Origin of the sequence: Achromobacter spanius (genome assembly GCF_039673305.1) — a bacterium.
Taxonomy (GTDB): domain Bacteria; phylum Pseudomonadota; class Gammaproteobacteria; order Burkholderiales; family Burkholderiaceae_B; genus Achromobacter; species Achromobacter spanius_F.
In genome coordinates this window covers 22126-44361 of sequence record NZ_JBDJLJ010000046.1, presented here as the reverse complement: position 1 = coordinate 44361, position 22236 = coordinate 22126, and the positions used below count along the sequence as shown (strand labels likewise).

22 protein-coding genes are annotated in these 22236 nt (G+C 68.7%); 13 read left to right on the top strand and 9 right to left on the bottom strand.

Annotation, left to right across the window (positions count from 1 at the left end; translation table 11 throughout):
* Nucleotides 1-915: FAD:protein FMN transferase (locus ABE485_RS24570; protein ID WP_346517857.1), on the top strand; the 915-nt coding region annotated here is incomplete at its 5' end.
* A 7-nt stretch (nucleotides 916-922) separates the two neighbouring features.
* Nucleotides 923-2299: a sulfite reductase subunit alpha gene (locus ABE485_RS24565; protein ID WP_346517856.1), complete on the top strand. Its 1377-nt coding sequence runs from the start codon at nucleotides 923-925 to the stop codon at nucleotides 2297-2299.
* 64 nt (nucleotides 2300-2363) lie between these two features.
* On the opposite strand, the gene ABE485_RS24560 is transcribed toward ABE485_RS24565, so the two are convergent.
* Nucleotides 2364-3323, bottom strand: coding sequence for a tripartite tricarboxylate transporter substrate binding protein BugE (locus ABE485_RS24560; RefSeq protein WP_346517855.1), 960 nt, complete (start codon nucleotides 3321-3323; stop codon nucleotides 2364-2366).
* 33 nt (nucleotides 3324-3356) lie between these two features.
* Nucleotides 3357-4817 carry an N-acyl-D-amino-acid deacylase family protein gene (locus ABE485_RS24555; RefSeq protein WP_346517854.1) on the bottom strand — a complete coding sequence of 487 codons (1461 nt, stop codon included), beginning with the start codon at nucleotides 4815-4817 and terminating at the stop codon, nucleotides 3357-3359.
* 89 nt (nucleotides 4818-4906) lie between these two features.
* Here ABE485_RS24555 and ABE485_RS24550 point away from each other — a divergent pair, with 89 nt between their 5' ends.
* Complete coding sequence (locus ABE485_RS24550; RefSeq protein WP_346517853.1) at nucleotides 4907-5875, top strand: LysR family transcriptional regulator; 969 nt, start codon at nucleotides 4907-4909, stop codon at nucleotides 5873-5875.
* Between the two features lie 27 nt (nucleotides 5876-5902).
* Here ABE485_RS24550 and ABE485_RS24545 read toward each other — a convergent pair whose 3' ends face one another.
* From ABE485_RS24545 to ABE485_RS24535, 3 genes are read right to left on the bottom strand one after another with little or no spacing between them, the layout of a single operon-like run.
* A complete protein-coding gene (locus ABE485_RS24545; RefSeq protein WP_346517852.1) occupies nucleotides 5903-6346 on the bottom strand; it encodes an SRPBCC family protein in 444 nt (147 codons plus the stop codon).
* Between the two features lie 59 nt (nucleotides 6347-6405).
* Complete coding sequence (locus tag ABE485_RS24540; protein WP_346517851.1) at nucleotides 6406-7236, bottom strand: phosphoenolpyruvate hydrolase family protein; 831 nt, start codon at nucleotides 7234-7236, stop codon at nucleotides 6406-6408.
* A gap of 11 nt (nucleotides 7237-7247) precedes the next feature.
* Nucleotides 7248-8459, bottom strand: coding sequence for a Tm-1-like ATP-binding domain-containing protein (locus ABE485_RS24535; protein WP_346517850.1), 1212 nt, complete (start codon nucleotides 8457-8459; stop codon nucleotides 7248-7250).
* 161 nt (nucleotides 8460-8620) lie between these two features.
* Between ABE485_RS24535 and ABE485_RS24530 the strand changes: the two genes are divergently transcribed.
* Nucleotides 8621-9286 (top strand): TetR/AcrR family transcriptional regulator, encoded by a 666-nt coding sequence (locus ABE485_RS24530; RefSeq protein WP_346517859.1) that lies wholly within the window; start codon nucleotides 8621-8623, stop codon nucleotides 9284-9286.
* A 97-nt stretch (nucleotides 9287-9383) separates the two neighbouring features.
* Nucleotides 9384-11045, top strand: coding sequence for an S-layer protein (locus ABE485_RS24525; RefSeq protein ID WP_346517849.1), 1662 nt, complete (start codon nucleotides 9384-9386; stop codon nucleotides 11043-11045).
* A 76-nt stretch (nucleotides 11046-11121) separates the two neighbouring features.
* Here the strand turns inward: ABE485_RS24525 and clpB are convergent, their stop codons facing one another.
* Entirely contained in the window at nucleotides 11122-13728 is a 2607-nt protein-coding gene (gene clpB / locus ABE485_RS24520; protein ID WP_346517848.1) for an ATP-dependent chaperone ClpB, read from the bottom strand.
* Nucleotides 13729-13866: 138 nt separating this feature from the next.
* Between clpB and ABE485_RS24515 the strand changes: the two genes are divergently transcribed.
* The 8 genes from ABE485_RS24515 (at nucleotide 13867) to ABE485_RS24480 (ending at nucleotide 19931) form a co-directional block, all read left to right on the top strand.
* Entirely contained in the window at nucleotides 13867-14301 is a 435-nt protein-coding gene (locus ABE485_RS24515; protein ID WP_346517847.1) for a gamma-glutamylcyclotransferase family protein, read from the top strand.
* 98 nt (nucleotides 14302-14399) lie between these two features.
* Complete coding sequence (locus ABE485_RS24510) at nucleotides 14400-15128, top strand: helix-turn-helix domain-containing protein (RefSeq protein WP_008160637.1); 729 nt, start codon at nucleotides 14400-14402, stop codon at nucleotides 15126-15128.
* A 14-nt stretch (nucleotides 15129-15142) separates the two neighbouring features.
* Nucleotides 15143-16324, top strand: a complete 1182-nt coding sequence (locus ABE485_RS24505; protein ID WP_346517846.1) for a hypothetical protein — start codon at nucleotides 15143-15145, stop codon at nucleotides 16322-16324.
* A 231-nt stretch (nucleotides 16325-16555) separates the two neighbouring features.
* Nucleotides 16556-17857, top strand: a complete 1302-nt coding sequence (locus ABE485_RS24500; RefSeq protein WP_346517845.1) for an MFS transporter — start codon at nucleotides 16556-16558, stop codon at nucleotides 17855-17857.
* Between the two features lie 102 nt (nucleotides 17858-17959).
* Entirely contained in the window at nucleotides 17960-18397 is a 438-nt protein-coding gene (locus ABE485_RS24495; RefSeq protein WP_346517844.1) for an ArsR/SmtB family transcription factor, read from the top strand.
* A complete protein-coding gene (locus ABE485_RS24490; protein WP_346517843.1) occupies nucleotides 18298-18747 on the top strand; it encodes an SRPBCC family protein in 450 nt (149 codons plus the stop codon). The genes ABE485_RS24495 and ABE485_RS24490 overlap by 100 nt, the downstream gene beginning before the upstream one ends.
* A 58-nt stretch (nucleotides 18748-18805) precedes the next feature.
* Nucleotides 18806-19507 carry a DUF899 domain-containing protein gene (locus tag ABE485_RS24485; RefSeq protein WP_346517842.1) on the top strand — a complete coding sequence of 234 codons (702 nt, stop codon included), beginning with the start codon at nucleotides 18806-18808 and terminating at the stop codon, nucleotides 19505-19507.
* Nucleotides 19458-19931: a hypothetical protein gene (locus tag ABE485_RS24480; RefSeq protein WP_346517841.1), complete on the top strand. Its 474-nt coding sequence runs from the start codon at nucleotides 19458-19460 to the stop codon at nucleotides 19929-19931. The genes ABE485_RS24485 and ABE485_RS24480 overlap by 50 nt, the downstream gene beginning before the upstream one ends.
* On the opposite strand, the gene ABE485_RS24475 is transcribed toward ABE485_RS24480, so the two are convergent.
* The 3 genes from ABE485_RS24475 to ABE485_RS24465 form a co-directional block, all read right to left on the bottom strand.
* Nucleotides 19912-20244: a 2Fe-2S iron-sulfur cluster-binding protein gene (locus ABE485_RS24475; protein ID WP_346517840.1), complete on the bottom strand. Its 333-nt coding sequence runs from the start codon at nucleotides 20242-20244 to the stop codon at nucleotides 19912-19914. The two genes, ABE485_RS24480 and ABE485_RS24475, sit on opposite strands and share 20 nt — an antisense overlap.
* Nucleotides 20245-20271: 27 nt before the next feature.
* Nucleotides 20272-20856 (bottom strand): NUDIX hydrolase, encoded by a 585-nt coding sequence (locus ABE485_RS24470; protein WP_346517839.1) that lies wholly within the window; start codon nucleotides 20854-20856, stop codon nucleotides 20272-20274.
* 86 nt (nucleotides 20857-20942) lie between these two features.
* Complete coding sequence (locus tag ABE485_RS24465; protein ID WP_346517838.1) at nucleotides 20943-22196, bottom strand: Hsp70 family protein; 1254 nt, start codon at nucleotides 22194-22196, stop codon at nucleotides 20943-20945.
* Between the last annotated feature and the right edge of the window lie 40 nt (nucleotides 22197-22236).

The window sequence follows — 22236 nt, the reverse complement described above, 5'->3', positions numbered from 1 at the left end:
ACCATGGGCACCACATGGTCCGCGCGCATGGCGCTGCCGGCCGGGCTTGCCGACGCTTCGGCGCGCCAGGCGATCCAGGCCGCGCTGGACCAGGTGGTCGCGCAGATGAGCACCTGGGAAGCCGATTCCGACATCACGCGCTACAACCGGGCCGGCCCCGGCTGGCAGGACATCCCCGCTGAATTCTTCCACGTGCTGCGCCATGCGCTGATGCTGGCCGACGACAGCGGCGGCGCGTACGACCCCACGGTGGGACCGCTGGTGAACGCCTGGGGCTTCGGCCCGCACCAGCGCGCCTTCGAGCCGCCCTCGCCCGCCGCCGTCGAGGCCGCGCGCAGCCGGTGCGGCTGGCGGCGTGTGGCGCTGGATGAAGCCAGGCTGGCGGCCTACCAGCCAGGCGGCGCCTACCTGGACCTGTCGTCCATCGCCAAGGGCTATGGCGTGGACCGCGCCGCGCAGGCGCTGGACGCCCTGGGCGTCGCGAATTACCTGGTCGAGGTGGGCGGCGAACTGCGCGCGCGCGGCAAGCGTCCGGACGGACACGCCTGGCGCGTGGCCATCGAAGTCCCGGACGCCAGCGACGACCACGCGCTGGCGTTGCCCCTGAATGATTGCAGCATCGCCACGTCCGGCGACTACCGGCGCCATGCGGGCACGGGCGATGCGCGCTATGCCCACACGATAGACCCGCGCCCGGGCCACCCGGTGCGCAATCCCGTGGCCTCGGTGACGGTGGTGCACGCCGGCTGCATGCAGGCCGATGCGCTGGCCACCGCCTTGACGGTGCTGGGCGAAGCCGACGGGCTGGCCTATGCCCGCCGCCATGAGCTCGCGGCCCTCTTCATCCTGCGCGAGCGCGACGCCTGGCGCGTCGCCGCCACGCCGGCGTTCCAGGCCCTGGCCCAACCGCGCTGAACGCCCAATGACCCAGACCCGGTTGATCGCGGCGGCGTGCGTGGTGCTGGCTTGGGCGCTGCTGTGCCTGTGGGCCTGGCGCCGCGCCCGGCGCCACGAAGCGCAGCAGGCGCTGGCGCTGCAGGCCCTGAACGCCCCCGCCCCGGAAGACACCCTGCTGGTCGCCTACGCCAGCCAGACCGGCTATGCCGAATCGCTGGCCGCGCAGACCGCGGATTCCCTGCGCGCGGGCGGGCTGAACGTGCGCGTGGCCTCGATGGACCAGCTGGACGCGGCGCGCCTGGCCGCGTATCGCCGCATGCTGTTCGTCGTCAGCACCTACGGTGAGGGCGATCCGCCTGACGCGGCGGCGGCTTTTGCCGGACAGATGCAGCAGGCCTCGGGCAGCGCCGCGCTGCAAGGCGCGCATTACGCCGTGCTGGCGCTGGGCGACAGCGACTATGCGCAATTCTGCGGCTTCGGCCATCGCTTGAACGACTGGCTGCATGGCCAGGGCGCCGCGCCGCTGTTCGACCTGGTGGAGGTCGACAACGACGACGCGGCAGCCCTGCGGCATTGGCAGCACCACCTGGGCCTGCTGGCGGGGCGCAGCGACCTGCCCGACTGGGAAGCCCCCGTCTACGAATCCTGGCGCCTGGCGGATCGGACGCTGCTCAATCCACACAGCCAGGGCGGGCCCTGCTTTCTGCTCACGCTTGCCCCGCCCGCCGAAGGTACGCGGCCGTGGCAGGCCGGCGACATCGCCGAGATCGGTCCCCGGCTTGAACGCGGCGGCCCGTTGCAGACGCACCGCGAATACTCCATCGCGTCGCTGCCGCAGGACGGCGCGGTCCAGCTGCTGGTGCGCCAGATGCGCGGCGCGGACGGCGAATTGGGGCTGGGCAGCGGCTGGCTGACGCACATCGCCCAGGCTGGCGACGAAATCGCCTTGCGCGTGCGCGCCAACCGCAATTTCCATGCGCCGGCGGACGACCGTCCGATGATCCTGGTGGGCAACGGCACGGGTCTTGCCGGGCTGCGCGCCCTGATCAAGGCGCGCCGCGCCGCCGGCCATCGCCGCAACTGGCTGGTCTTCGGCGAGCGCAATGCCGCCGCCGACTGGTTCTGCCGGGAAGAAATCGCGCAGTGGCGGGAAGACGGCACGCTGGAACGCGTGGACGCCGTGTTTTCCCGCGACCAGGCCGAGCGCCGCTACGTGCAGCACCGCCTGCGCGAACAGGCGGACGACGTGCGCGCCTGGGCCGACGCCGGCGCCGCTATCTACGTGTGCGGCAGCCTGCAAGGCATGGCCGGCGGCGTTGACGCCGCCCTGCAGGACATCCTGGGCGCGGAGCGCCTGCAATCCCTGCAGCACGCCGGCCGTTACCGGCGCGACGTGTACTGAAAAAAGCAAAGCCCGGCCCGCAAGGACCGGGCTCCGGCGCGGTCCCGGGACCGCGGCATGCGCACTACTGCAGCTTGATCTGCGCGCGCTCGATCACCGTCTTCCAGCGGTCGCGCTCGGTGCGGATCTGCTCGCCGAACTGCGCGGGCGTGTTGCCCAGAGGGAACGCCCCGGTCTCTTCCATCTTGGCCGCCGTGGCCGGATCGCGGACCGCGCGGGCAAAGGCGTCGGCCAGCTTGTCGCGCACGTCGGCCGGCATGCCGGCCGGGCCCACCACGCCATACCATGCGGTTACGTCGTAGTCCTTGTAGCCCTGCTCCGCGAACGTCGGCACGTCCGGCAGGCGCGGATTGCGCGCCGTGCCGGTGATCGCCAGCGCCTGCAGGTGATTGCTCTTCACGTAGGGCAGCGACGACGGGAAGTTGTCGAAGATCACGGGCACCACGCCCCCCACCGTGTCAGTCAACGCCGGTGCGGAGCCGCGGTACGAGATGCTGTTCATCTTGCCGCCGATGATCTGCAGGAACCAGATCATGCCCAGGTCATTCACGCCGCCCGCGCCCGCGTTGGCATAGCCGTCCTTGCCGGGATTGGCGCGCACGTGGGTGACGAACTCGGCCAGGGTCTTGGCCGGAAACTTCGGATTCACGCTGAGGATGTTGGGGCTGGTCACCAGATTGCTGATCGGCGTGAAGTCCTTGACCGGGTCGTAGGCCAGGTTGGGGAACAGGTGCGGCGCCGTGCCGTGCGTGCTGACGGTGGCCAGGCCGACGGTGTAGCCGTCCGGCTTGGCGCGCGCCGTGGCCGTCATGCCGATCGTGCCGGACGCGCCCGTGCGGTTTTCCACCACGATCTGCTGGCCGAGGATCTCGCCTGCCTTGGCCGCGGCCACGCGGCCCACGATATCCGTGGGGCCGCCCGCCGGGAACGGCACGATCAGGGTGATGGGGCGATCGGGAAAGGCGGCGTGGGCCGCGGGCAGCGCGGCGGCCAGCGCCAGGGCGGCGCAAGTCTTGCGGAACATGATGGTTTGTCTCCTGTGGGGAAGCTGATGTTGTTATCGAAGGGATTTTGCGGCGTCCTGGACGCGGCGAAGGATCTTTCCGGGACGCGGCATGCCGGCGGCGGCCGGAAACACCTGTTGGCCATTGACCAGCACGTGCTCCACGCCGATGGACGCCAGGGTGGGTTCTTCCCAGGTGGCGCGGTCCACGACGGTGTCGGCATCGAACACCACGATGTCCGCCCAGGCGCCCACGCTGAGTTCTCCCCGACCCGCCAGGCCGAAGACGCGGGCGGGCAAGGAGGTCATCTTGGCCACCGCCGCCTCCAGCGTCACAAGCCGGGCCTCGCGCACGTAGCGGCCCAGCACCCGCGTGAAGCTGCCCCACAGCCGGGGGTGCGGGTGCGCGTCGTTCGGCAGCCCGTCCGAGCCGACCATGCAGCAGTCGTGCTGGAAGATGCGGCGCACCTCGTTCTCGTCCATCGCGAAGTAGATCGCGCCGGCGGGGCACAGGCGCTCCGCCGCCGTGGTCTTGTCGCAGCCCCAGCGCGCCGCGATGTCGCTGAGGTATTCGCCGCTGCACTCGGGGTGCGGCGTCGACCACGTGATGCGGATGTCGTCGATGATCTCGGCGCGCTCGGGAATCAGGATGGTGGAGCTGCCCGGATAGGGATAGATGTCCAGCGCGACGTCCACGCCTTCGGCGCGCGCGCGGTCGATGTTGGCCAGCGTGGCGCGGCTCTTGCCCCAATTGCGGGGCATCATGCACTTGTGGTGCGACAGCACGGTCGCGCAGCCGGTGCTGCGGCCGATGGCCAGCACCTCGTCCACCGCGGCCTCGACTTCGTCGCCCTCATTGCGGATATGGCTGGTGTGCATCGCGCCGTGCGCCGCCGCGACACGCGCCAGGCCTTCCAGTTCGGCCTGCTGCGCCACACCGCCCGGCTGGTAGGCCAGGCCGGTGCTGAAGCCCACCGCGCCGGACGCCAGGGCCTCGGCCAGCATGCGCTGCATCAGGTCCTGTTCCTGCTCGGTCGGCTGGGCCTTGGGATCGCGCATGGCGGCCAGGCGCAGGTTGGCGTGGCCCACCAGGGCCGCCACGTTGATGACGGGCTGGCGCACGCGCAGCTCGTCGAAGTAATCGCCCATGCTGGCGAACAGCGGCGTCTCGCCCAGCAGGGCCAGCGCCGCCGCCGTATTGCCCGCCTGCGGCGCGGGCGCGCCGCTCACGCCGCAGTTTCCGACCACGACCGACGTGATGCCCTGGCTGGTCTTCCAGGCCAGGTCGGGCTTTTCCACGAACATCAGGTCGTCATGGCCGTGCACGTCGATGAAGCCCGGCGCCACGATCTTGCCGGCGGCGTCCACGCGGCGCAGGGCCGGGACGCCCGTCAGGTCGCCGATGGCCGCGATGCGCTCGCCCGCCACGCCCACGTCGGCGCGCCGCCGCGGACCGCCCAGGCCGTCGATGAGCCAGCCGCCTTCGATGATGAGATCCAGATCGCCCTGCCGCATGATTCTTCCGCCTTGATGAAGGCCGTAGTATCGTCCGTCGGATCAATCTGGAAAAATTGTTTTTACTGATCCATCCATCTCATTTTGAAATGAATCGCCTGCCCAAGCACGTCACCCTGAAACACCTGACCGCCTTCGTGGCCGTGGCCCAGGAATCCAGCTTCACGCACGCGGCCAAGCGCCTGTTCCAGACGCAATCGTCCGTGACCAGCCTGGTGCGCCAACTGGAAGACGCGCTGGGCACGCAGCTCTTTGCGCGCACCAGCCGGCGCGTGCTGCTGACACCCGCCGGCGAGGAGTTCCTGCCCCGGGTCATGCGGCTGCTGGCGGATTTCGACGGCGTGATCGAGGACGTGGTGCGCTTTGGCGCGCTGGAGCGCGGGCGCGTGGGCGTGGCCGCGGCGCCGTCGGCCATCACGCAGATCATCGCGCCCGCCGCAGCCGCGTTCTCGGCGCAGTACCCGGCGGTGCGCCTGTATCTCAGCGACGACAATTCCGGGCGCATCCAGCGCAAGGTGGCCGCGCGCGAGGTGGATTTCGGCCTGACCAGCCGCTGGGCCGACGCCCCCAGCCTGCAGTTCGACGCCCTGCTGGAAGACCGGTTCGGCGTGCTGTACCGCCAGGACGACGCCGGCCTGCGCCCGGGGCAGGACGGCACCTTGCGCTGGACGGAGCTGGCCGGGCGCAAGCTGGTGGGGGTGGTGGACGAGACCGGCATCATGGCGCTGCTGCGCGCCCGCGCCGACCTGCCGATCGAGGCCGCCGCGCCCTTCTATGAAGCGTCCAGCACCACGTCGCAGGCGGCGCTGGTCAAGGCCGGCATGGGCGTGGCGCTGCTGCCGGCGCTGGCCGCGCAGCGGGTGCTGGAACCCGGCCTGGCCTTTGCCCTGCTGGCGCGGCCCACGGTGGTGCGCACGGTGTGCATCATCCGCCACAAGGAATACCCCTTGAGCCCCGCGGCGCTGGCCCTCATCGGCGCCATCCACGCGTACCTGCGGACGGCGCAATTGCCGGCGGGGTGCCGGCGCCTGTCGCCCCGCGGCAAGCAAAAGAGCTGAAGCGCCGGGACAACGGGCTTCGCGCCCTCAGCCCCCACGCAGCTTGGCGTCCAACGCAGCCAGCCCGGCTGCGAACACGCCCTGTCCGACCGCCCCGGCCACGTCGGTCAGTTCCGCGCCTTCGACGCGAAAATCGGCCCACCACTGCACCAGCGTTCCGCCGCCTTCCGTGACGGGATGCAGCGACACGCCGGCGACGTAGTCGCGCATGGGCAGGTCCGTGTCGATGATGGAATAGCGCAGCGCCGTATTGGGATCGTCCAGCATCAGCAGCTGCTCGCGCACGAAGCCCGACGGCTTGAGCGTCAGGTGCCGCACGGTGCCCACGGCGTCATGGCGCCCGCCCTCTTCCAGCCTGCTCTGCGCGATGCCCGGATGCCAGGCCCCCAGACCGTTGAAATCGCGGAACATGGGCCAGACCTTGTCCAGCGGCGCGTGGACGATGGCGGTGATATGTACGGTGTGCGGCATACGGGCTCCGGGGACGCGGACGCGTCGGGTCGAGGGAAACGGCGGGCGGCAAAGGCAGGTCAGAAAGTCAGGTTCTTGAACTCGCGCGTGGCGGCCGTGAGCGCCTGTTCGGTGGGCAGGCGCTCCATCGAGCTGGCGCCGTAAAAGCCATGGCAATGCTTGCACGCGCGCAGCACATGGGCCGCGTCCTGCGGCGTGGCGATCGGCCCGCCGTGGCACAGCACGATGATATCCGGACGCACCGCCAGCGCGGCTTCGGCGATGCGATCGATTGCGGCAACGCAATCGTCCAGGGTCAGCGCGGTCTCGGCGCCGATGGCCCCGCCCGTGGTCAGCCCCATGTGCGCGACGATGATGTCCGCGCCCGCGCGGGTCATGGCCACGGCATCGTCCTCGTTGAAGACATAGGGCGTGGTCAGCATGCCCTTCTTGTGCGCCAGGCGGATCATGTCCACTTCCAGCGCATAGCCCATGCCGGTTTCTTCCAGGTTGGCGCGAAAGTTGCCGTCGATGAGCCCCACCGTGGGGAAGTTCTGCACGCCGGCAAAGCCCTGGCGCTTGAGGTCGTCCAGGAACACGTCGAAGTCGCAGAACGGGTCGGTGCCGTTCACGCCGGCCAGCACCGGCGTCTTCTTGACCACCGGCAGGACTTCGCGGCCCATGTCCACGACGATCTCATTCGCGTTGCCGTACGCCAGCAGGCCCGCGAGCGATCCGCGGCCGGCCATGCGGTAACGGCCCGAGTTGTAGATCACGATGAGGTCGATGCCGCCCGCTTCCTCGCACTTGGCGGACAGCCCGGTGCCCGCGCCGCCGCCCACGATGGGCGTGCGGGCGCGCACCATGGCGCGAAACTTGTCCAGCAGTTCGTTACGGTCAAAACGCGGCATGGCGGCAATCCTCAGTGTGCGGCAATTTCAAGAAAGTGTTCCACCGCCGTCTTTGCGAACAGCGGATCGTTGATGTGGCAGGGAACGCGCACCAGCCGGCGGTCAGCGGTCTGCTGCAGAGTGGCTTCCAGCGCGGCGAACAGCGCGGCGTCGGCCTCGGGATCCCAGAACGACTGGCCCGGCGCGTCCAGCGCCGACACGCCGCCTTCGGGGATCAGGAAGCGCACGGGGCCGTTGCACAGGTTCAGGCGGCTGGCGATCCATTCGCCCTGCCGGGTGTTCTCTTGAACGGTAGTGCGCATCAGCGTCACCTGCGGATTGTGCGGATAGAACTTGCGGCCGCGGTAGCGTTCGGGAACGGTATCCATCCCGCCGAAATTCACCATGTCCAGCGCGCCGCACGAACCGACGTAGGGCGCGCCGCTGCGCGCCACGGCGCCGAAGCGGTCTTCGGTGCAGGCCAGCACGCCGCCGAAGAGCAGGTCGCAGACTTCAGTGGTGGTCAGGTCCAGCACGCCCGCCAGCAGGCGGCTGTCCAGCAGCTTTTCCATGGACTGCCCGCCCGTGCCCGTGGCGTGGAACACCAGGCAGTCGTAGCGCGATTCCAGCAGCGGAACGACCTGCTGCACGCAGGGAGTGGTGACGCCGAACATGGTGATGCCCACCGCGGGCCGGCCGTCGTCGGCGGCGGCGCTGGCGGCCTGGCGGAAGGCCCCGCCGATCGCCCCGGCCGCATTGGCCAGCACGCGGCGCGAGATGCGGTTCAGGCCCGCCACGTCCGTCACGGAATACATCATGGCGATGTCCGACGGCCCCACATACGGGGCGACGTTGCCCGAGGCCATCGTGGACACCATCACCTTGGGCGTGCCGATGGGCAGCGCGCGCATGGCCGGCGTGATGAGGGCGGTTCCGCCCGAGCCGCCCAGGCCCAGCAGCGCGCCGATTTCCCCGTTGCCGGCCGCATAGCGTTCAAACGCCAGGGCCATGGCCGCGATGGCGGTGCCGCGGTCGCCGGTGAAGACCGCGCCGGCCCCTTCGGGGTGGCTGCGGGCGATCTCCTGGGCCTGCACCTGGGCGGCGCTGGGCGCGCCCGAGGTCGACACGTCCACCGACACCACGTCCAGCCCGTCGCGCTTGAGCAGGTCCACCACGTATTCGGCCTCGTGGCCCTTGGTGTCGTAGGTGGCGGCGACAAAGACCCGCTGCTTCGTATGCGTCATGACTCCTCCGCGGGCGGCTACACTCCGTGCGCGCCTCGATATGTGAGGCCAAAGGCCTGTAGAATCTAGAAATGAGACGAAAGAATCATACTGAGACACCTGTCTCACGTCAAACCCCGCCCCCCGCCAAAAAGACGGCTGTTCCGGCCGCCGGAACCCGGCTGATCGCCCCCGCCAGCCGCCAGGCGGCAGCCAGCGGAGAACCCCCGCACGGGCCACGCGCGCGCATGCGCAAAACGCTGCTGGAAGCCGCCCAGCGCCTGATGGCGCAAGGCGTCACGCCGTCGGTCGCCGAACTGGCCGAACACGCGCAGGTATCGCGCGCCACGGCCTATCGTTACTTCCCCAGCCAGAGCGCGCTGATCGCCGCCGTGGTGGACGAAAGCCTGGGCCCCATCCTGGCCTGGGACTCCGCCACGCCGGACGCCGCCGAACGCGTCGACGAGCTGCTGCGCTTTGCCTATCCCCGGCTGGAAGCCCACGAAGCCCCGCTGCGCGCCGCCATCCAGGTGTCCCTGCAGCAGCACGCCGAGGCCAGCGCCGGCAAGGCGGGCGCGGAACCCCGGCTGGTGCGCGGACACCGGGTCGACATCCTGAAGCGCGCCATCGCGCCGCTGGCCACGGACCTCACGCCGGCCCAGCAGGAGCGCGTGGCGCAGGCCCTGTCGCTGGTCTACGGCACCGAGGTCTTCCTGGTGCTCAAGGACATCTGGAAGCTGGACCTCGACGCGATCACCGGCGTCGTGCGCTGGACCGCCAACGCCATCATCAGGCAGGCGATTGCCGAAGCCGCGCCCGCCAAAAAGCAGGCCGCCCGCGGCGGCTGACGCGCAGCTGTCATCCCCACGTCATTCCGGGCCCGCATAGTTCGGCGCTCCGCGGCAATGCGTTTTGCATGCCGTCATGACGTTGGAGTGCTTTTCAATGCAGTTCGAAGTATCCCGCCTGCGGCGGGCCATCATGCCCCTGTCGCTGGCTTGCGTCACCCTCCTGAGCGCCTGCGGCGGCAGCGACGACGATGACGAAACCGCCCCGCAGCCCACGCCGCCGGTCGTGACCGACCCCACGCCGCCGGCCGAGCAGCCCAAGCCGATCGAGACCGGGGCGTGGACCACGGGCGACCTGCACGTGCACACCTATCAATCGGACGACGCCCAGGTCAGCCTGGAAAGCGCTTTGGACCAGGCGTTTGACCGCTACAAGCTGGACTGGGCCGCGATCTCGAACCACCTGCGGCTGTCGGCGCGCGACCATACCGGCGCGACGCTGGCGGGCGGTTCCATCCCGTTCTCGCAGGGCATGGCGCAGTACGAAGTGCCCTTCATCAAGCAGCAGCAGGCCGCGGGCCGCTATCCCGGCAAGATCATCTTCTCGTCGTTCGAATGGGACATGCCCACGCATGACCACGTGAACATCGGCATCGGCTATGACGACCCGCAATCGGCCAAGTCGCTGGAGGCCGTGGCGGAGTTCGAGTATCTCTTCACCAACCGCGATCCCAACCTGTTCGACCCGCTGCTGGTGTCGCGCCTGTCGGGCGAGACGCGCGCCTACACCACGCACGCCGATTCGCTGGCCGCGCTGCAATGGCTGCGCGACAAGCACCCCGACAGCTACATGCTGCTGAACCACCCCTCGCGCTACGCCGCCAAGTACACCGCCGCGCAGCTGCGCGAAATGAACGACCTGGCGCCGTCCGTCTTCTTCGCCATCGAAGGCATGGTGGGCAACCAGATGGAACCGGACCGCGGCGGCTACGCCACGGCCTACACCAATCCGTTCCTGCCCAACCGCACCTATGGCGGCGTCGACTACCTGGTCGCGCATCTGGGCGGCACCTGGGACGCGCTGCTGGGCGAAGGACGCCGCATCTGGACGGTGGCCGATTCGGACTACCACTTCCGCACCGCCTCCGGCCTGTACAGCAGCGGCTACGCGCCCGGCGAATACGCCAAGACGCACGTCTGGAAAGACGGCGACGACATGGCGGCCGTGGTGGCGGGCCTGAAGAGCGGGCGCGTGTTCGGCGTGTTCGGCGACCTGATCGACGCGCTGGACTTCCAGGCGCAGGGCGCGGCCGGCGCGGTGCACATGGGCGGCGAGCTGAAGGCGGCCAAGGGCGAAAAGGTGGAGATCACCATCCGCTTCCGCAGCCCCGAGCGCAACAACTATGAGTACCCGATCGAAAGCGGCAACCCCACCTACGTCAAGCCCACCGTGAACCACGTGGACCTGATCGTGGGCGACGTGGGCGCCCGCGCCACCGCTGGCACGGCCGCGTACGACGCCGACACCAACCCCACGACGCGCGTGCTGGCCCGCTACACCAGCGCCGACTGGACGGTGGACGAAGAAGGCTACAACGTCATCAAGACCACCATCACCGCCGACAAGAGCCAGTACCTGCGCCTGCGCGGCACCAACCTGGGCGTGGACGTGGCCGGCGAAACCGCGGCCGGCGAACCGCTGCCCGACGCCAAGGTCGATCTGGCGGACAACGTGGCGCGCTTTAACGCCATCAACGCCCGCAACTACAACGACCTGTGGTTCTATTCGAACCCGGTGTTCGTGACGGTCGGAAACTAAGCTAAGCGCGCCGGTCCCGGCGCGCCGCCTTCCGGCGAAAAAAAGCCCGGCTTGCGCCGGGCTTATTGCTTTTCGCTTACTGCAGCGTGCGGGTGAAGACGAACTGGCCATCCTGCCAGTCCACCGGCACCACGTCGCGCGGGCCGAACCGGCCTTCGAGGATAAGGCGCGCCACCGGGTTTTCGATCTGCTGCTGGATCGCGCGTTTCAAGGGGCGCGCACCAAACACCGGATCGAAGCCGGAGCGGGCCAGTTCCGCCACCGCCGGCTCCGTGATCTCCAGTCGCATTTCCTGCTTTTCCAGGCGCTCGCCCAAGCGGCGAAGCTGGATGCGGGCAATGGACTCGATGTGCTGCGCCTCCAGGCCATGGAACACGACCACTTCGTCGATGCGGTTCAGGAATTCGGGCCGCAGCGTCTGCTTGAGCTCGTCCCAGACCACTTCCTTGACCACGTCGTACGGCTGGCCGGCAAGCGACTGGATATGGTGCGAACCCAGGTTGGACGTCATGACGATGACCGTGTTGCGGAAGTCCACGGTGCGGCCCTGGCCGTCGGTCAGGCGGCCATCGTCCAGCACCTGCAGCAGCACGTTGAACACGTCGGGATGCGCCTTTTCCACTTCGTCGAGCAGCACGACGCTGTAGGGCTTGCGCCGCACGGCCTCGGTCAGGTAGCCGCCCTCTTCGTAGCCCACGTATCCGGGCGGTGCACCGATCAGGCGGGCCACCGAATGCTTCTCCATGAATTCGCTCATGTCGATGCGGATCATGTGATCTTCGGAATCGAACAGGAACTCGGCCAGGGCGCGCGTCAGCTCGGTCTTGCCCACGCCGGTCGGGCCCAGGAACAGGAACGATCCATACGGACGCGACGGGTCCGCCAGCCCTGCGCGGGAACGCCGGATGGCGTCGGACACCAGGCGCACGGCCTCGTCCTGCCCCACCACGCGGCGGTGCAGGAATTCTTCCATGTGCAGCAGCTTTTCGCGTTCGCCCTGCATCATCTTGGAGACCGGAATGCCGGTGGCGCGCGACACGACCTCAGCGATTTCCTCGGCGCCGACGCGCGTGCGCAGCAGGCGCGGACGGCCCTCGTCGCCTTCCGCGTTTTCGGCGGCCTCGGCGGCGCCCACTTCCGCGGCCTTCAGGCGTGCCTCAAGATCCGGCAGCCTGCCGTACTGCAGTTCAGCCAGCTTGTCGAACTGGCCCTTGCGCTGCAGTTCCGCCATTTCGGCGCGCACGCTGTCGATCTCTTCCTTGATGGCCTGGGTGCCCTGCACCGCGGCCTTCTCGGCCTTCCAGATTTCCTCGTAGTCGTTGTATTCGCGCTGCAGCTTTTCGAGTTCGTCTTCAATGACGCCCAGGCGGCGCTTGGACGCGTCGTCGGTTTCCTTCTTGACGGCTTCGCGCTCGATCTTGAGCTGGATGATGCGGCGGTCCAGCTTGTCCATCACTTCCGGCTTGGAGTCGATTTCCATGCGGATGCGCGCGCCGGCCTCGTCGATGAGGTCAATCGCCTTGTCGGGCAGGAAGCGGTCGGTGATGTAGCGGTGCGAGAGTTCCGCCGCGGCCACGATGGCCGGGTCGGTGATTTCGACGCCGTGGTGGATTTCATAGCGTTCCTGCAGGCCGCGCAGGATGGCGATGGTGGACTCCACGTCGGGTTCGTCGACCAGCACCTTCTGGAAGCGACGCTCCAGCGCCGCGTCCTTTTCGATGTATTTGCGGTATTCGTCCAGCGTGGTGGCGCCGATGCAATGCAGTTCGCCGCGCGCAAGCGCGGGCTTGAGCATGTTGCCGGCGTCCATCGCGCCTTCGGCCTTGCCCGCGCCCACCATGGTGTGCAGTTCGTCGATGAACACGATGTTGCGGCCGTCGTCCTGGCCCAGTTCCTTGAGCACGGCCTTCAGGCGTTCTTCGAATTCACCGCGGAACTTGGCGCCGGCCAGCAGGGCCGCCAGGTCCAGGGACAGCACGCGCTTGCCGCGCAGGGTTTCGGGCACTTCGTCGTTGACGATGCGCTGCGCCAGGCCTTCGACGATGGCGGTCTTGCCCACGCCGGGCTCGCCGATCAGCACCGGGTTGTTCTTGGTGCGGCGCTGCAGGATCTGGATGGTGCGGCGGATTTCGTCGTCGCGGCCGATGACCGGATCCAGCTTGCCCTGGCGGGCGCGCTCGGTCAGGTCCAGCGTGTACTTGGAAAGGGCTTCGCGGTTGGCCTCGCCTTCCGCGCCGGAGACGTTCTCGCCCCCGCGCACGGCGTCGATGGCGGCTTCCAGGGCCTTCTTCTGCAGGCCGGCATCGCGCAGGATGCGGCCGGCCTCGCCCTTGTCGTCGGCCAGGGCCAGCAGGAAGAGTTCGCTGGCGATGTAGGTGTCGCCGCGGCGCGCGGCTTCCTTGTCGGTGCGCGTCAGCACGCCCTGCAGGTCGCGGCCCACCTGGACGTTGTCCTCGCCCTGCACCTGCGGCAGGGATTTCAGGGCGTTTTCCAGGGCCGGCCCGAGCCGGTTGACCGCCACGCCGGCGCGCGCCAGCAGGCTGCCGGCGCCGCTGTCGGCGTCGGACAGCAGCGCCGACAGCACGTGCACGGGTTCGATGTAGGGATGATCGTTGCGGGCGGCCAGACTTTGCGCGTCGGCCAGCGCTTGTTGGAACTTGGTCGTGAGTTTGTCGAATCGCATAATGGTCGTAGTGGCTTGTGGGGAGCCTGACCGATACGTGCCGGCTGGCTCGATAACCTGAATATGTGGCCGGATGCGACAATTTCAACACCCGGCCGGCCTCATGGTCTTCTTCGACGTGCAGCAGCAAACTGAGCAATGAGCATATACGTTTTTGTGTACGGAACCCTACGGGCCGGCGAAATCAACGATCTGTCGCGCGCGGCCGCCGCGCGCGGGCTGCCCCCGGCCAGCCACGTGGGACCGGCCAGCGTGCCGGGCATGCTGGTGGATTTCGGCGACTGGCCCGGACTGATCCCGGTGGACGACGGCCGGCGCGTCCGGGGCGACGTTTTCCGGGTGGAACCGGCGCTGGTCGCGCTGATGGACGAAATCGAGGAATACCAGCCGGACACGCCCTGCTGCTTCGTACGCCGGACGGTCCTGGCCCGGCTGGAAGGGCCTGGCCAAGGGGGGCTGGTGAGCTGCCAGTACTACCCGATAGACCCCGCCCTGCGGGCCGCGGCGGTGGAAATCGCAGGGGACGACTGGATCGTCCACCGGCGCTCCCGGACAACATCGGACTCCCCGTAAGACACCCGTAGTAACAACGGACTACAATAGACGCCTGTCTCATGCTTCACACCCGTTCCGGCCTCCGCCGCGCAATGGGCACCTCTAAAGGTCATCGTATGCAAAAACGGGTACCCATTGCCCCTGATGCCGCCCACTGCTCCACGTGCATGCTGGGCCACGTCTGCGTTCCCGTGGGCATGGCAGCCGCTGAAGTCGAAAAGCTGGACGAGCTGGTGAAAGAGCGTGTCCGCCTTGAAAAAGGCAAGACGCTGTATTCGCTGGACCACCCGCTGGACGCCGTATATGGCGTGCGCTTCGGCAGCCTCAAGACGCAGCTGGAAGACGCCACCGGCCAGATCCAGATCACCGGCTTTCACCTGCCCGGCGAAATCGTCGGCATGGACGGCATGCTCGACGGCAAGCACGTGTCCGCCGCCGTCGCGCTGGAAGACTCCGAGGTCTGCGTCATCCGCCTGAACGAAGTCGATCGCGTGGCCTCGCACCTGCCGTCGCTGCAGCAGCAGTTCCGCCGCCTCATGAGCCGCGAGATCACCCGTTCGCACCAGATGCTGGCTTCGCTGGGTTCGATGCGCTCCGAACAGCGCCTGGCGGCCTTCCTGCTGAACCTGTCGCAGCGCTATGCCTCGCTGGGCTACTCGTCCACCGAATTCGTGCTGCGCATGAGCCGCGAGGAAATCGGCAACTACCTGGGCCTGACGCTGGAAACGGTCAGCCGGCTGTTTTCCCGCTTTGCGCGCGACGGCCTCATCAAGATCAACCAGCGCGAGGTCCGCATCCTGGACCTGCCGGCACTCAAGCAGCTGCTGGGCCACGAAGGCTGCTGAGCCTACGCCGCGCCATGCGCCGCGCGCCTGCAACTTCTTCGCCCCGGTCATGGCTGGCGCGCGGCCTGGCCGCGTCGCTGGCCGCGGCCGCCCTGCTGGCGCCCCTGGGCGCGCGAGCCCAGACGCCCCTGCCCGATCCCTACGACTACGATGAAGCCACGCCCGCGCCCAAGCGCGCGGCGCCGCTGCGCTGGCAGGCGGTGGAACTGGGCAGGCCGGGCCACCGGTACAAGATGCCGGTCTACGCCAACCGCGACCTGGCCAAGGACGACCTGCGCGACATCAAGCAGGTGCTCATCGTCATCCACGGCGTCAAGCGCGACGCCGACCACTACTACGAAACGGCCGCGGCGCTGGTCGCCGGCAACCCGGCCCGGGCGCGCGACACGCTGGTGCTGGCGCCGCGCTTTCCCGGATCGATCGACTCCGGATTCGGCGGCATGGCCGCATGGCGCAAGGCCAGCTGGGAAGACGGCGAAGACAGCGTCCAGGCGGCGGGCCGCCCCGCCCCGGTCAGCGCGTTCCAGGTGCTCGACGACCTGCTGCGCAGCCTGGACGACCGCAAGCGCCTGGCGTCCCTGACGGGCATCGTGCTGGCCGGCCATTCGGCCGGCGCCCAGCTGGTGCACCGCTACGCCGTGCTGAACAACACGGACGGCGCACTGCGCCGCGACGGGCTGGCCCTGCGCTACGTCATCGCCAACCCCTCGTCCTACCTGTACCTGACCAACGAACGCCCCCGCGCCGACGGCAAGGGCTATGCGCCCTACGAGCGCGGCATCTGCCCCACGTACAACCAATACAAATACGGCACCGACAAGCTGCCCGCATACGCCCGCGAAACCGACGATTCCCGGCTCTTCGTGCGCTATGCGGCGCGCGACGTGATCTACCTGCTGGGCGGGGCCGACAACAATCCCGAGCATCGCCTGCTGGACAAGGCCTGCGGCGCCGAAGCCCAGGGCGCCACGCGCCTGGCGCGCGGCACGGGCTACGTGCAGTACGAGCACGTCCTGGCCGCGCGCGGCGCCAAGCCCGTCGCGCTGCGCCATGCCAGCTTCGAAGTGGGCGGCGTGGGCCACGACAGCAAGCGCATGTTCGGATCGATCTGCGGCGTGCGCGCGCTGCTGGGCGAAGACGTGCAAGCGGGCGCCGGCGCCGCCGCCTGCGACATCATCAAGCCGCGCGGCAAGTAGGCGCGCCCCGGCCGCGCCTTGCATGGCTTGCCGGCTGTCGCGGGCCGCCCAACCCTGACTTTCAGCTGAACAAACGCGCGATCCCATCGCGTGCATTTCCGTGCGCGCAGGCGCAACATAGCGGGATGCGTGTTCCTGTTCCGCGGCCGGCCCGACGCTACCCAAGGGCCATGGGCCCGTCCGCGGGCCGCGTGTCCGGCGGCTCCCGACAAGTCCACCCAAAGGACGGATATGACGCAAACATATCTCGGCATGCCCGACGCCAAGCGCCGCATCAAGGCGATCTTCGTCGGCTCCATGGGCAACCTGGTCGAATGGTATGACTTCTATGCCTATACCGCGTTCGCCTTGTATTTCGCGCCCGCCTTCTTCCCTTCCCACGATCCCGTCGTCCAGCAACTGAACGCCGCCACGCTGTTCGCGGCCGGCTTCATCGTGCGTCCGCTGGGCGGCTGGCTGTTCGGCCACATCGCCGACCGCCACGGGCGGCGGCTATCGCTGATGGTGTCCGTGGCGATGATGTGCGTGGGGTCGCTCATCATCGCCGTCACGCCGACCTACGCCACCATCGGCTTCGCGGCGCCCGCGCTGCTGGCGCTGGCCCGCGTGATCGAGGGCCTGAGCCTGGGCGGCGAATACGGCGCCAGCGCCACCTACCTGACCGAGATCGCGGACCCCGAGCATCGCGGCTTCTACTCCAGCTTCCAGTACGTGACCCTGATCGGCGGGCAGCTCTGCGCGATCCTGGTGCTGCTGCTGTTGCAGAACGTCTTCCTGACCCACGAGCAGTTGGTGGACTGGGGCTGGCGCATCCCGTTCGTGATCGGCGCCATGCTGGCGATCGTCACCGCGCTGATGCGGCGCGACATGCCCGAAACGGACTCCTACAAGGAAGCCAGCCAGCACAAGCCGAAGACCAGCTCGCTGCGCGGCCTGCTGCAGTATCCGCGCGAAGTGGCCATCGTGGTGGGCCTGACCGCCGGCGGCACCGCCGCCTTCTATACCTTCACGACGTACATGCAGACCTTCGTGCGGCAGACCTCGGGCTTCTCGGACATCGTCACCACCTACATCATCGCCGCATCCCTGATCTTCGCGCTGATCCTGCAGCCGCTCTACGGCGCGCTGTCCGACAGGATCGGGCGCAAGCCCCTGCTGATTTTCTTCGGCCTGGCCGGCGCATCGCTGACCGTGCCCATCCTGATGACGCTGTCGCGCACGCACTCGCCCTTCATCGCCTTCCTGCTGATCTGCGGCGCATGGGTCTTCACCGCGGGCTACACGTCGATCAACGCCGTCGTGAAGGCCGAGCTGTTTCCGACCAGCATCCGCGCCACCGGCGTGGCGGTGCCGTACGCGGTGACGGTGTCGATCTTCGGCGGCACGGCGCCCGCCATCGCCCTGGCCTTCAAGCAGCAGGGGCACGAGGAATGGTTCTACTACTACCTGGCGGGCGTGATCTTCGTGTCCCTGCTGGTCTATGCCACGATGCGCGACACCAAGCACCAGTCGGCCATGCATCGGCACGCCTGATCCCGCCAGCGGGCGTGCAGCCGTGTGCGGCACGCCCGCCTAGGGAAACTCCGGAGCGATCCGACTTGACACGCGGCCGCCGCCAGCCTAAAACTTAACCCTATGGTTAAGTTTAATGACGACATGCTGGATGGCATCTTTTCGGCGCTGGCGGACAGCACGCGGCGCCGGGTGCTGGCGGACCTGGAACAGGGATCGGCATCGGTCAGCGCGCTGGCCCGGCCCCACGCGATGTCCCTGCCCGCGTTCATGAAGCACCTGCGGGTGCTGGAAGACGCCGGCCTGATCGCCCGCGCCAAGGATGGGCGCGTGGTGAGCTGCACGCTGTCGCCCGAACCCATGCGCGCCGCCTCCGACTGGCTGGCCCGCTACGAAAAATTCTGGAACGGGCAACTGGATTCGCTGGCGCGGTATCTCTACCACCAAGAGGAAATCGACCCATGGCAACCCGAATCTCCCCCATCGAGCTCCGGCTCCAGCGGCGCTTCGACGCCCCCGTCGAACGCGTCTGGCAAGCCTGGACGGAGCCGCAAGCGCTGATGCGCTGGTTCGGCCCCGGCGGCACGCGGCGCGTGCTGCTGGCCGAAACCGACGTGCGCGCGGGCGGCGCCTACCAGGTGGGCTTCGTCACGGAAGACGGCCGCGAACACTACGCCAGCGGCCGCTACCAAGAGGTGGAGCACCCGCGCCGGCTGGTGTTCACCTGGGCATGGCGCGACACGCCCGAAGAAACCTCGCTGATCACCCTTGAATTCACCGCCGCGGGCACAGGCACCGAGCTTGCCTTCCTGCAGACCCCGTTCGTCGACCAAGCCACCCGGGACGGCCATGAGCATGGCTGGTCGGGCGCCATGGACCGGCTGGCGGACCACCTGGCGGGCCTGGCCTGACGTTCCGCCGTTCGCCCCTGTCCGGGCCCGCCGGCCCGTCAAGCAAAGGAGCCGTACGATGCAAACCGATCATCCCGTCGTATCCCGTCCGCAGTGGAATCTGGCGCGCGAGGCGCTGCTGCGGCGAGAAAAAGAGCTGACCCACGCCCAGGACGCCCTGGCCCGCGACCGCATGGCCCTGCCCTGGGTCAAGGTGGAAAAGGCCTACCAGTTCCAGGACGCCCGCGGGGCGCATGGCCTGGAGCACCTTTTCCAGGGCAGAAGCCAGCTCATCATCTACCACTTCATGTTCAGTCCAGACTGGGAAGACGGCTGCGTGGGCTGCTCGTTCCTGGCCGATCACATGGACAGCGCCCTGATGCATCTGCGCCACCACGACGTGTCGGTCGTGGCCGTGTCGCGCGCTCCCTACGCCAGGCTCGCCGCGTTCAAGCAGCGCATGGGCTGGGATTTCGACTGGTATTCCTCCGAGGGCTGCGATTTCAATTTCGACCTGGGCGCGTCCGTGCCCAAGGCCGACGGCGACGTCGAGGAACGCTCGGGCGCCAGCGCCTTCTTCCGCGACCCGGACGGCGAGCTCTTCCACACCTACTCGACCTTCGAGCGCGGCGTGGAGCGCCTGGCGGGCGCCTACAACTATCTGGACTTCGCTCCGCTGGGCCGCAACGAACACGGCCCCCACTTCAACCTGGGCGACTGGGTGCGCCACCATGACCGCTACGGCGACGCCGCGCGCAAAGCCTGCCACGGCCAAGGCTAGGCGGCTGCCGTCCGCTGGCGGCATGGCGGGCCTGTGGCTGGCCTGCATGGCCGCGATGGCCGCCGGCCTGCTGGTGGACACCTGGCGCATTCCCGCGGCGCTGCTGGCCAGCGAATGCGGCGCGCCGGGCACGCTGGCGCAGCTGGCATGGCGGCATGCGGCGCTGATGCCCGCCAGCACCGGCGCGATGGCGCTGGCGGCGCTGCTGCCGTGGCCCAGGCCGCGGAATGCGCGCACGCCCATGGCCTCGCGCGCGCTCTGCGCGGCGCTCATGGCGGTGGGCATGGTGCTGGGCGCGCGCCTGGGCATCGAGACCGCCCAATCGCTGGGCGCGGCGCCCTTCGGCGGCATGGTGCTGGGCATGGCGGCCGGCATGGCCGCCGCCCTTCTGCCCGTGGGCGCGCTTAGCGCCTGGCGCCGGTAAGCGCGCGGACAGGCGGCGGCGCGGCTTCGACCGGCGCCGCGCCGGGCGCCTGGATTTCCAGCGCGCAGGTGGCCAGCGCCACGCAGGGCAGGATCCAGCCCTCTTCCTTCTCGTCGCGCGACAGGCCCGGCCATTCGATCGCGTATGTCACCGAGCCTTCCAGCATGAGACACATGCAGGCGCGGCAGGTGCCGTTGCGGCAGGAGCTGGGCAGCTTGATGCCCGCCGCCTGCGCCGCCTGCAACAGCGGTGTGCCCGCCGGCGCATCAAAGCGCAGGCCGGACGGCTGGATAAGGACGGGATGGACGGACATGCAGGTTCGGGACGCCGCGCGATGCGCTCAGGCGTTGTCCCGCCAGTCGAGCTTCCAGGCGCCGGACAGCACGTTCTGCATCCACAGCACGCAGGTCAGCGTCTTGGCATCGGTGACCTCGCCCTTGCTGCAGGCGTCGATCAGGTCCGCCGGCTGCGCGCTGATGACGTCCAGGAACTCGTCCTGGTCGAGCTGGCGCTGCCCCGCGCGCAGGCCGCGCGCGAAGTAGATGTGGATGATCTCGGTGGAATAGGCGATGGCCAGGTGCAAGGCGCCCGCATGTGCCCACTGGTCCGCCGTGTAGCCCGTTTCCTCGAGCAGTTCGCGCTTGGCGCAGACCAGCGGGTCTTCGCCCGGATCGAGCTTGCCGGCCGGAAACTCGGTCATGACGCGCCCGATGGGATAGCGGAACTGGCGCTCCAGCAGGACGCGGCCGTCGTCCAGCAGCGGAATGACCACCACCGCCCCCGGATGCACCACGTATTCGCGGATGCCGGTGTTGCCGTTGGGCAGGCTGACGGTGTCGCGGCGGATCTTCAGGAAGCTGCCGTCGTACGACGCTTCGCTGGTCAGCAGCGTTTCGACGAGATGGGTATCGGTTGGGCGGGTCATGAGGGCGTCTTGATCTGGGAAAACGGACGGGCGGCGGACCGCCCCGGGCACGCCTGGCAGCTTACCATCGGCCCGCCGGGATCCGCTCAGCCAAACTTGCGCGCGGCGTCCAGCGCCAGGCCGGCGCCGATGCTGCCGAAGAGGTCGCCTTCGACGCTGCGCGCCGACGGCGCCAGCGCCGACACGGTTTCGCGCAGGCGCGGCACGCGGCTGGAGCCGCCGGTGAAGAACACGGTGTCCACGTCCGCCGTCGACACGCCGGCGTCGCGCAGCAGCTGGCCCACGGTGGCTTCCACCCTTTCGATCAGGCGGCCCACGCAGGCGTCGAACGACGGACGCGTCACGTCCACGCCCAGGCCGGCCGCGACGCGCGACAGGTCGATGCGCGCGGCGGGCGATTCGGACAGCGCGATCTTGGCTTCTTCGACCTGCACCGCCACCCAGTGGCCGGCACGTTCCTTGACCAGGTTGAGCAGCAGGTCGATCTTTTCGCGGTCGCCGGCCTCGGCGCGGATATAGGCGAAGTGCTCGGCCGCCTTGCGCGTGTAGGCCTGGTTGATCGTGTGCCAGCAGGCCAGGTTGCCGTACTGGGTCGAGGGCACGTCCTTGCCGCTGCGCAGCTGGCTGCCCAGGCCCAGCAGGGGCATGACGTGCGCCAGGCTCAGCTGCTTGTCGAAATCCACCCCGCCGATATGCACGCCGCCGTAGGCCAGGATGTCGTCCCGGCGATCGGCCCGGCCCGCGCGGTCCGGCCCCAGGCGGATCAGCGAAAAGTCCGAGGTGCCGCCGCCGATGTCGATGACCAGCACCAGTTCTTCGCGGCTGATCTGCGACTCGTAGTCGAAAGCCGCGGCCAGCGGCTCGAACTGGAATTCGATATCCGTGAACCCGACGCTGCGCGCGATCTCTTCCAGCGTGTCCTGGGCGGTCTGGTCGGCCGCCTGGTTGTCGTCCACGAAGAACACCGGCCGGCCCAGCACGGCCCGCGTAAAGCCGCGTCCCGCCGCGGTCTCGGCGCGGGCCTTGAGTTCGGCGATGAAGCGCGTCAGCAGTACGCGAAAGGGGATGGACCGTCCCTGCACTTCCGTCGAGCCGTCGATCAGGGAGCTGCCCAGCAGGCTTTTCATGGAGCGCATCAGGCGCCCGTCGTAGCCGGCCAGGTAATCGGAGATGGCGGCGCGGCCATAGCTGACCTCGGCGTCTTCGTCATGAAAGAAGATGGCCGACGGCAAGGTGGTCTTACCGTCTTCCAGCGCCAGCAGCGCGCGTTGGTCGGGACGGCTCCAGCCGACGGTGGAATTGGAGGTGCCGAAGTCGACGCCGCATGCGGTGGAAATCATGGGAATTCAGGGGCTGGAAGCAAAACGGCGGACAAGTGTA

What these genes read in the sequence shown, in the direction of transcription:
- ABE485_RS24475 (WP_346517840.1), bottom strand. Translation starts at nt 20,244, where the DNA reads ATGTCCGTCCATCCCGTCCTTATCCAGCCGTCCGGCCTGCGCTTTGAT.
- clpB (WP_346517848.1), bottom strand. Translation starts at nt 13,728, where the DNA reads ATGCGATTCGACAAACTCACGACCAAGTTCCAACAAGCGCTGGCCGAC.
- ABE485_RS24555 (WP_346517854.1), bottom strand. Translation starts at nt 4,817, where the DNA reads ATGCGGCAGGGCGATCTGGATCTCATCATCGAAGGCGGCTGGCTCATC.
- ABE485_RS24510 (WP_008160637.1), top strand. Translation starts at nt 14,400, where the DNA reads ATGCAAAAACGGGTACCCATTGCCCCTGATGCCGCCCACTGCTCCACG.
- ABE485_RS24485 (WP_346517842.1), top strand. Translation starts at nt 18,806, where the DNA reads ATGCAAACCGATCATCCCGTCGTATCCCGTCCGCAGTGGAATCTGGCG.
- ABE485_RS24525 (WP_346517849.1), top strand. Translation starts at nt 9,384, where the DNA reads ATGCAGTTCGAAGTATCCCGCCTGCGGCGGGCCATCATGCCCCTGTCG.
- ABE485_RS24505 (WP_346517846.1), top strand. Translation starts at nt 15,143, where the DNA reads ATGCGCCGCGCGCCTGCAACTTCTTCGCCCCGGTCATGGCTGGCGCGC.
- ABE485_RS24535 (WP_346517850.1), bottom strand. Translation starts at nt 8,459, where the DNA reads ATGACGCATACGAAGCAGCGGGTCTTTGTCGCCGCCACCTACGACACC.
- ABE485_RS24540 (WP_346517851.1), bottom strand. Translation starts at nt 7,236, where the DNA reads ATGCCGCGTTTTGACCGTAACGAACTGCTGGACAAGTTTCGCGCCATG.
- ABE485_RS24500 (WP_346517845.1), top strand. Translation starts at nt 16,556, where the DNA reads ATGACGCAAACATATCTCGGCATGCCCGACGCCAAGCGCCGCATCAAG.
- ABE485_RS24470 (WP_346517839.1), bottom strand. Translation starts at nt 20,856, where the DNA reads ATGACCCGCCCAACCGATACCCATCTCGTCGAAACGCTGCTGACCAGC.
- ABE485_RS24495 (WP_346517844.1), top strand. Translation starts at nt 17,960, where the DNA reads ATGGTTAAGTTTAATGACGACATGCTGGATGGCATCTTTTCGGCGCTG.
- ABE485_RS24560 (WP_346517855.1), bottom strand. Translation starts at nt 3,323, where the DNA reads ATGTTCCGCAAGACTTGCGCCGCCCTGGCGCTGGCCGCCGCGCTGCCC.
- ABE485_RS24490 (WP_346517843.1), top strand. Translation starts at nt 18,298, where the DNA reads ATGGCAACCCGAATCTCCCCCATCGAGCTCCGGCTCCAGCGGCGCTTC.
- ABE485_RS24465 (WP_346517838.1), bottom strand. Translation starts at nt 22,196, where the DNA reads ATGATTTCCACCGCATGCGGCGTCGACTTCGGCACCTCCAATTCCACC.
- ABE485_RS24565 (WP_346517856.1), top strand. Translation starts at nt 923, where the DNA reads ATGACCCAGACCCGGTTGATCGCGGCGGCGTGCGTGGTGCTGGCTTGG.
- ABE485_RS24480 (WP_346517841.1), top strand. Translation starts at nt 19,458, where the DNA reads ATGACCGCTACGGCGACGCCGCGCGCAAAGCCTGCCACGGCCAAGGCT.
- ABE485_RS24550 (WP_346517853.1), top strand. Translation starts at nt 4,907, where the DNA reads ATGAATCGCCTGCCCAAGCACGTCACCCTGAAACACCTGACCGCCTTC.
- ABE485_RS24545 (WP_346517852.1), bottom strand. Translation starts at nt 6,346, where the DNA reads ATGCCGCACACCGTACATATCACCGCCATCGTCCACGCGCCGCTGGAC.
- ABE485_RS24515 (WP_346517847.1), top strand. Translation starts at nt 13,867, where the DNA reads ATGAGCATATACGTTTTTGTGTACGGAACCCTACGGGCCGGCGAAATC.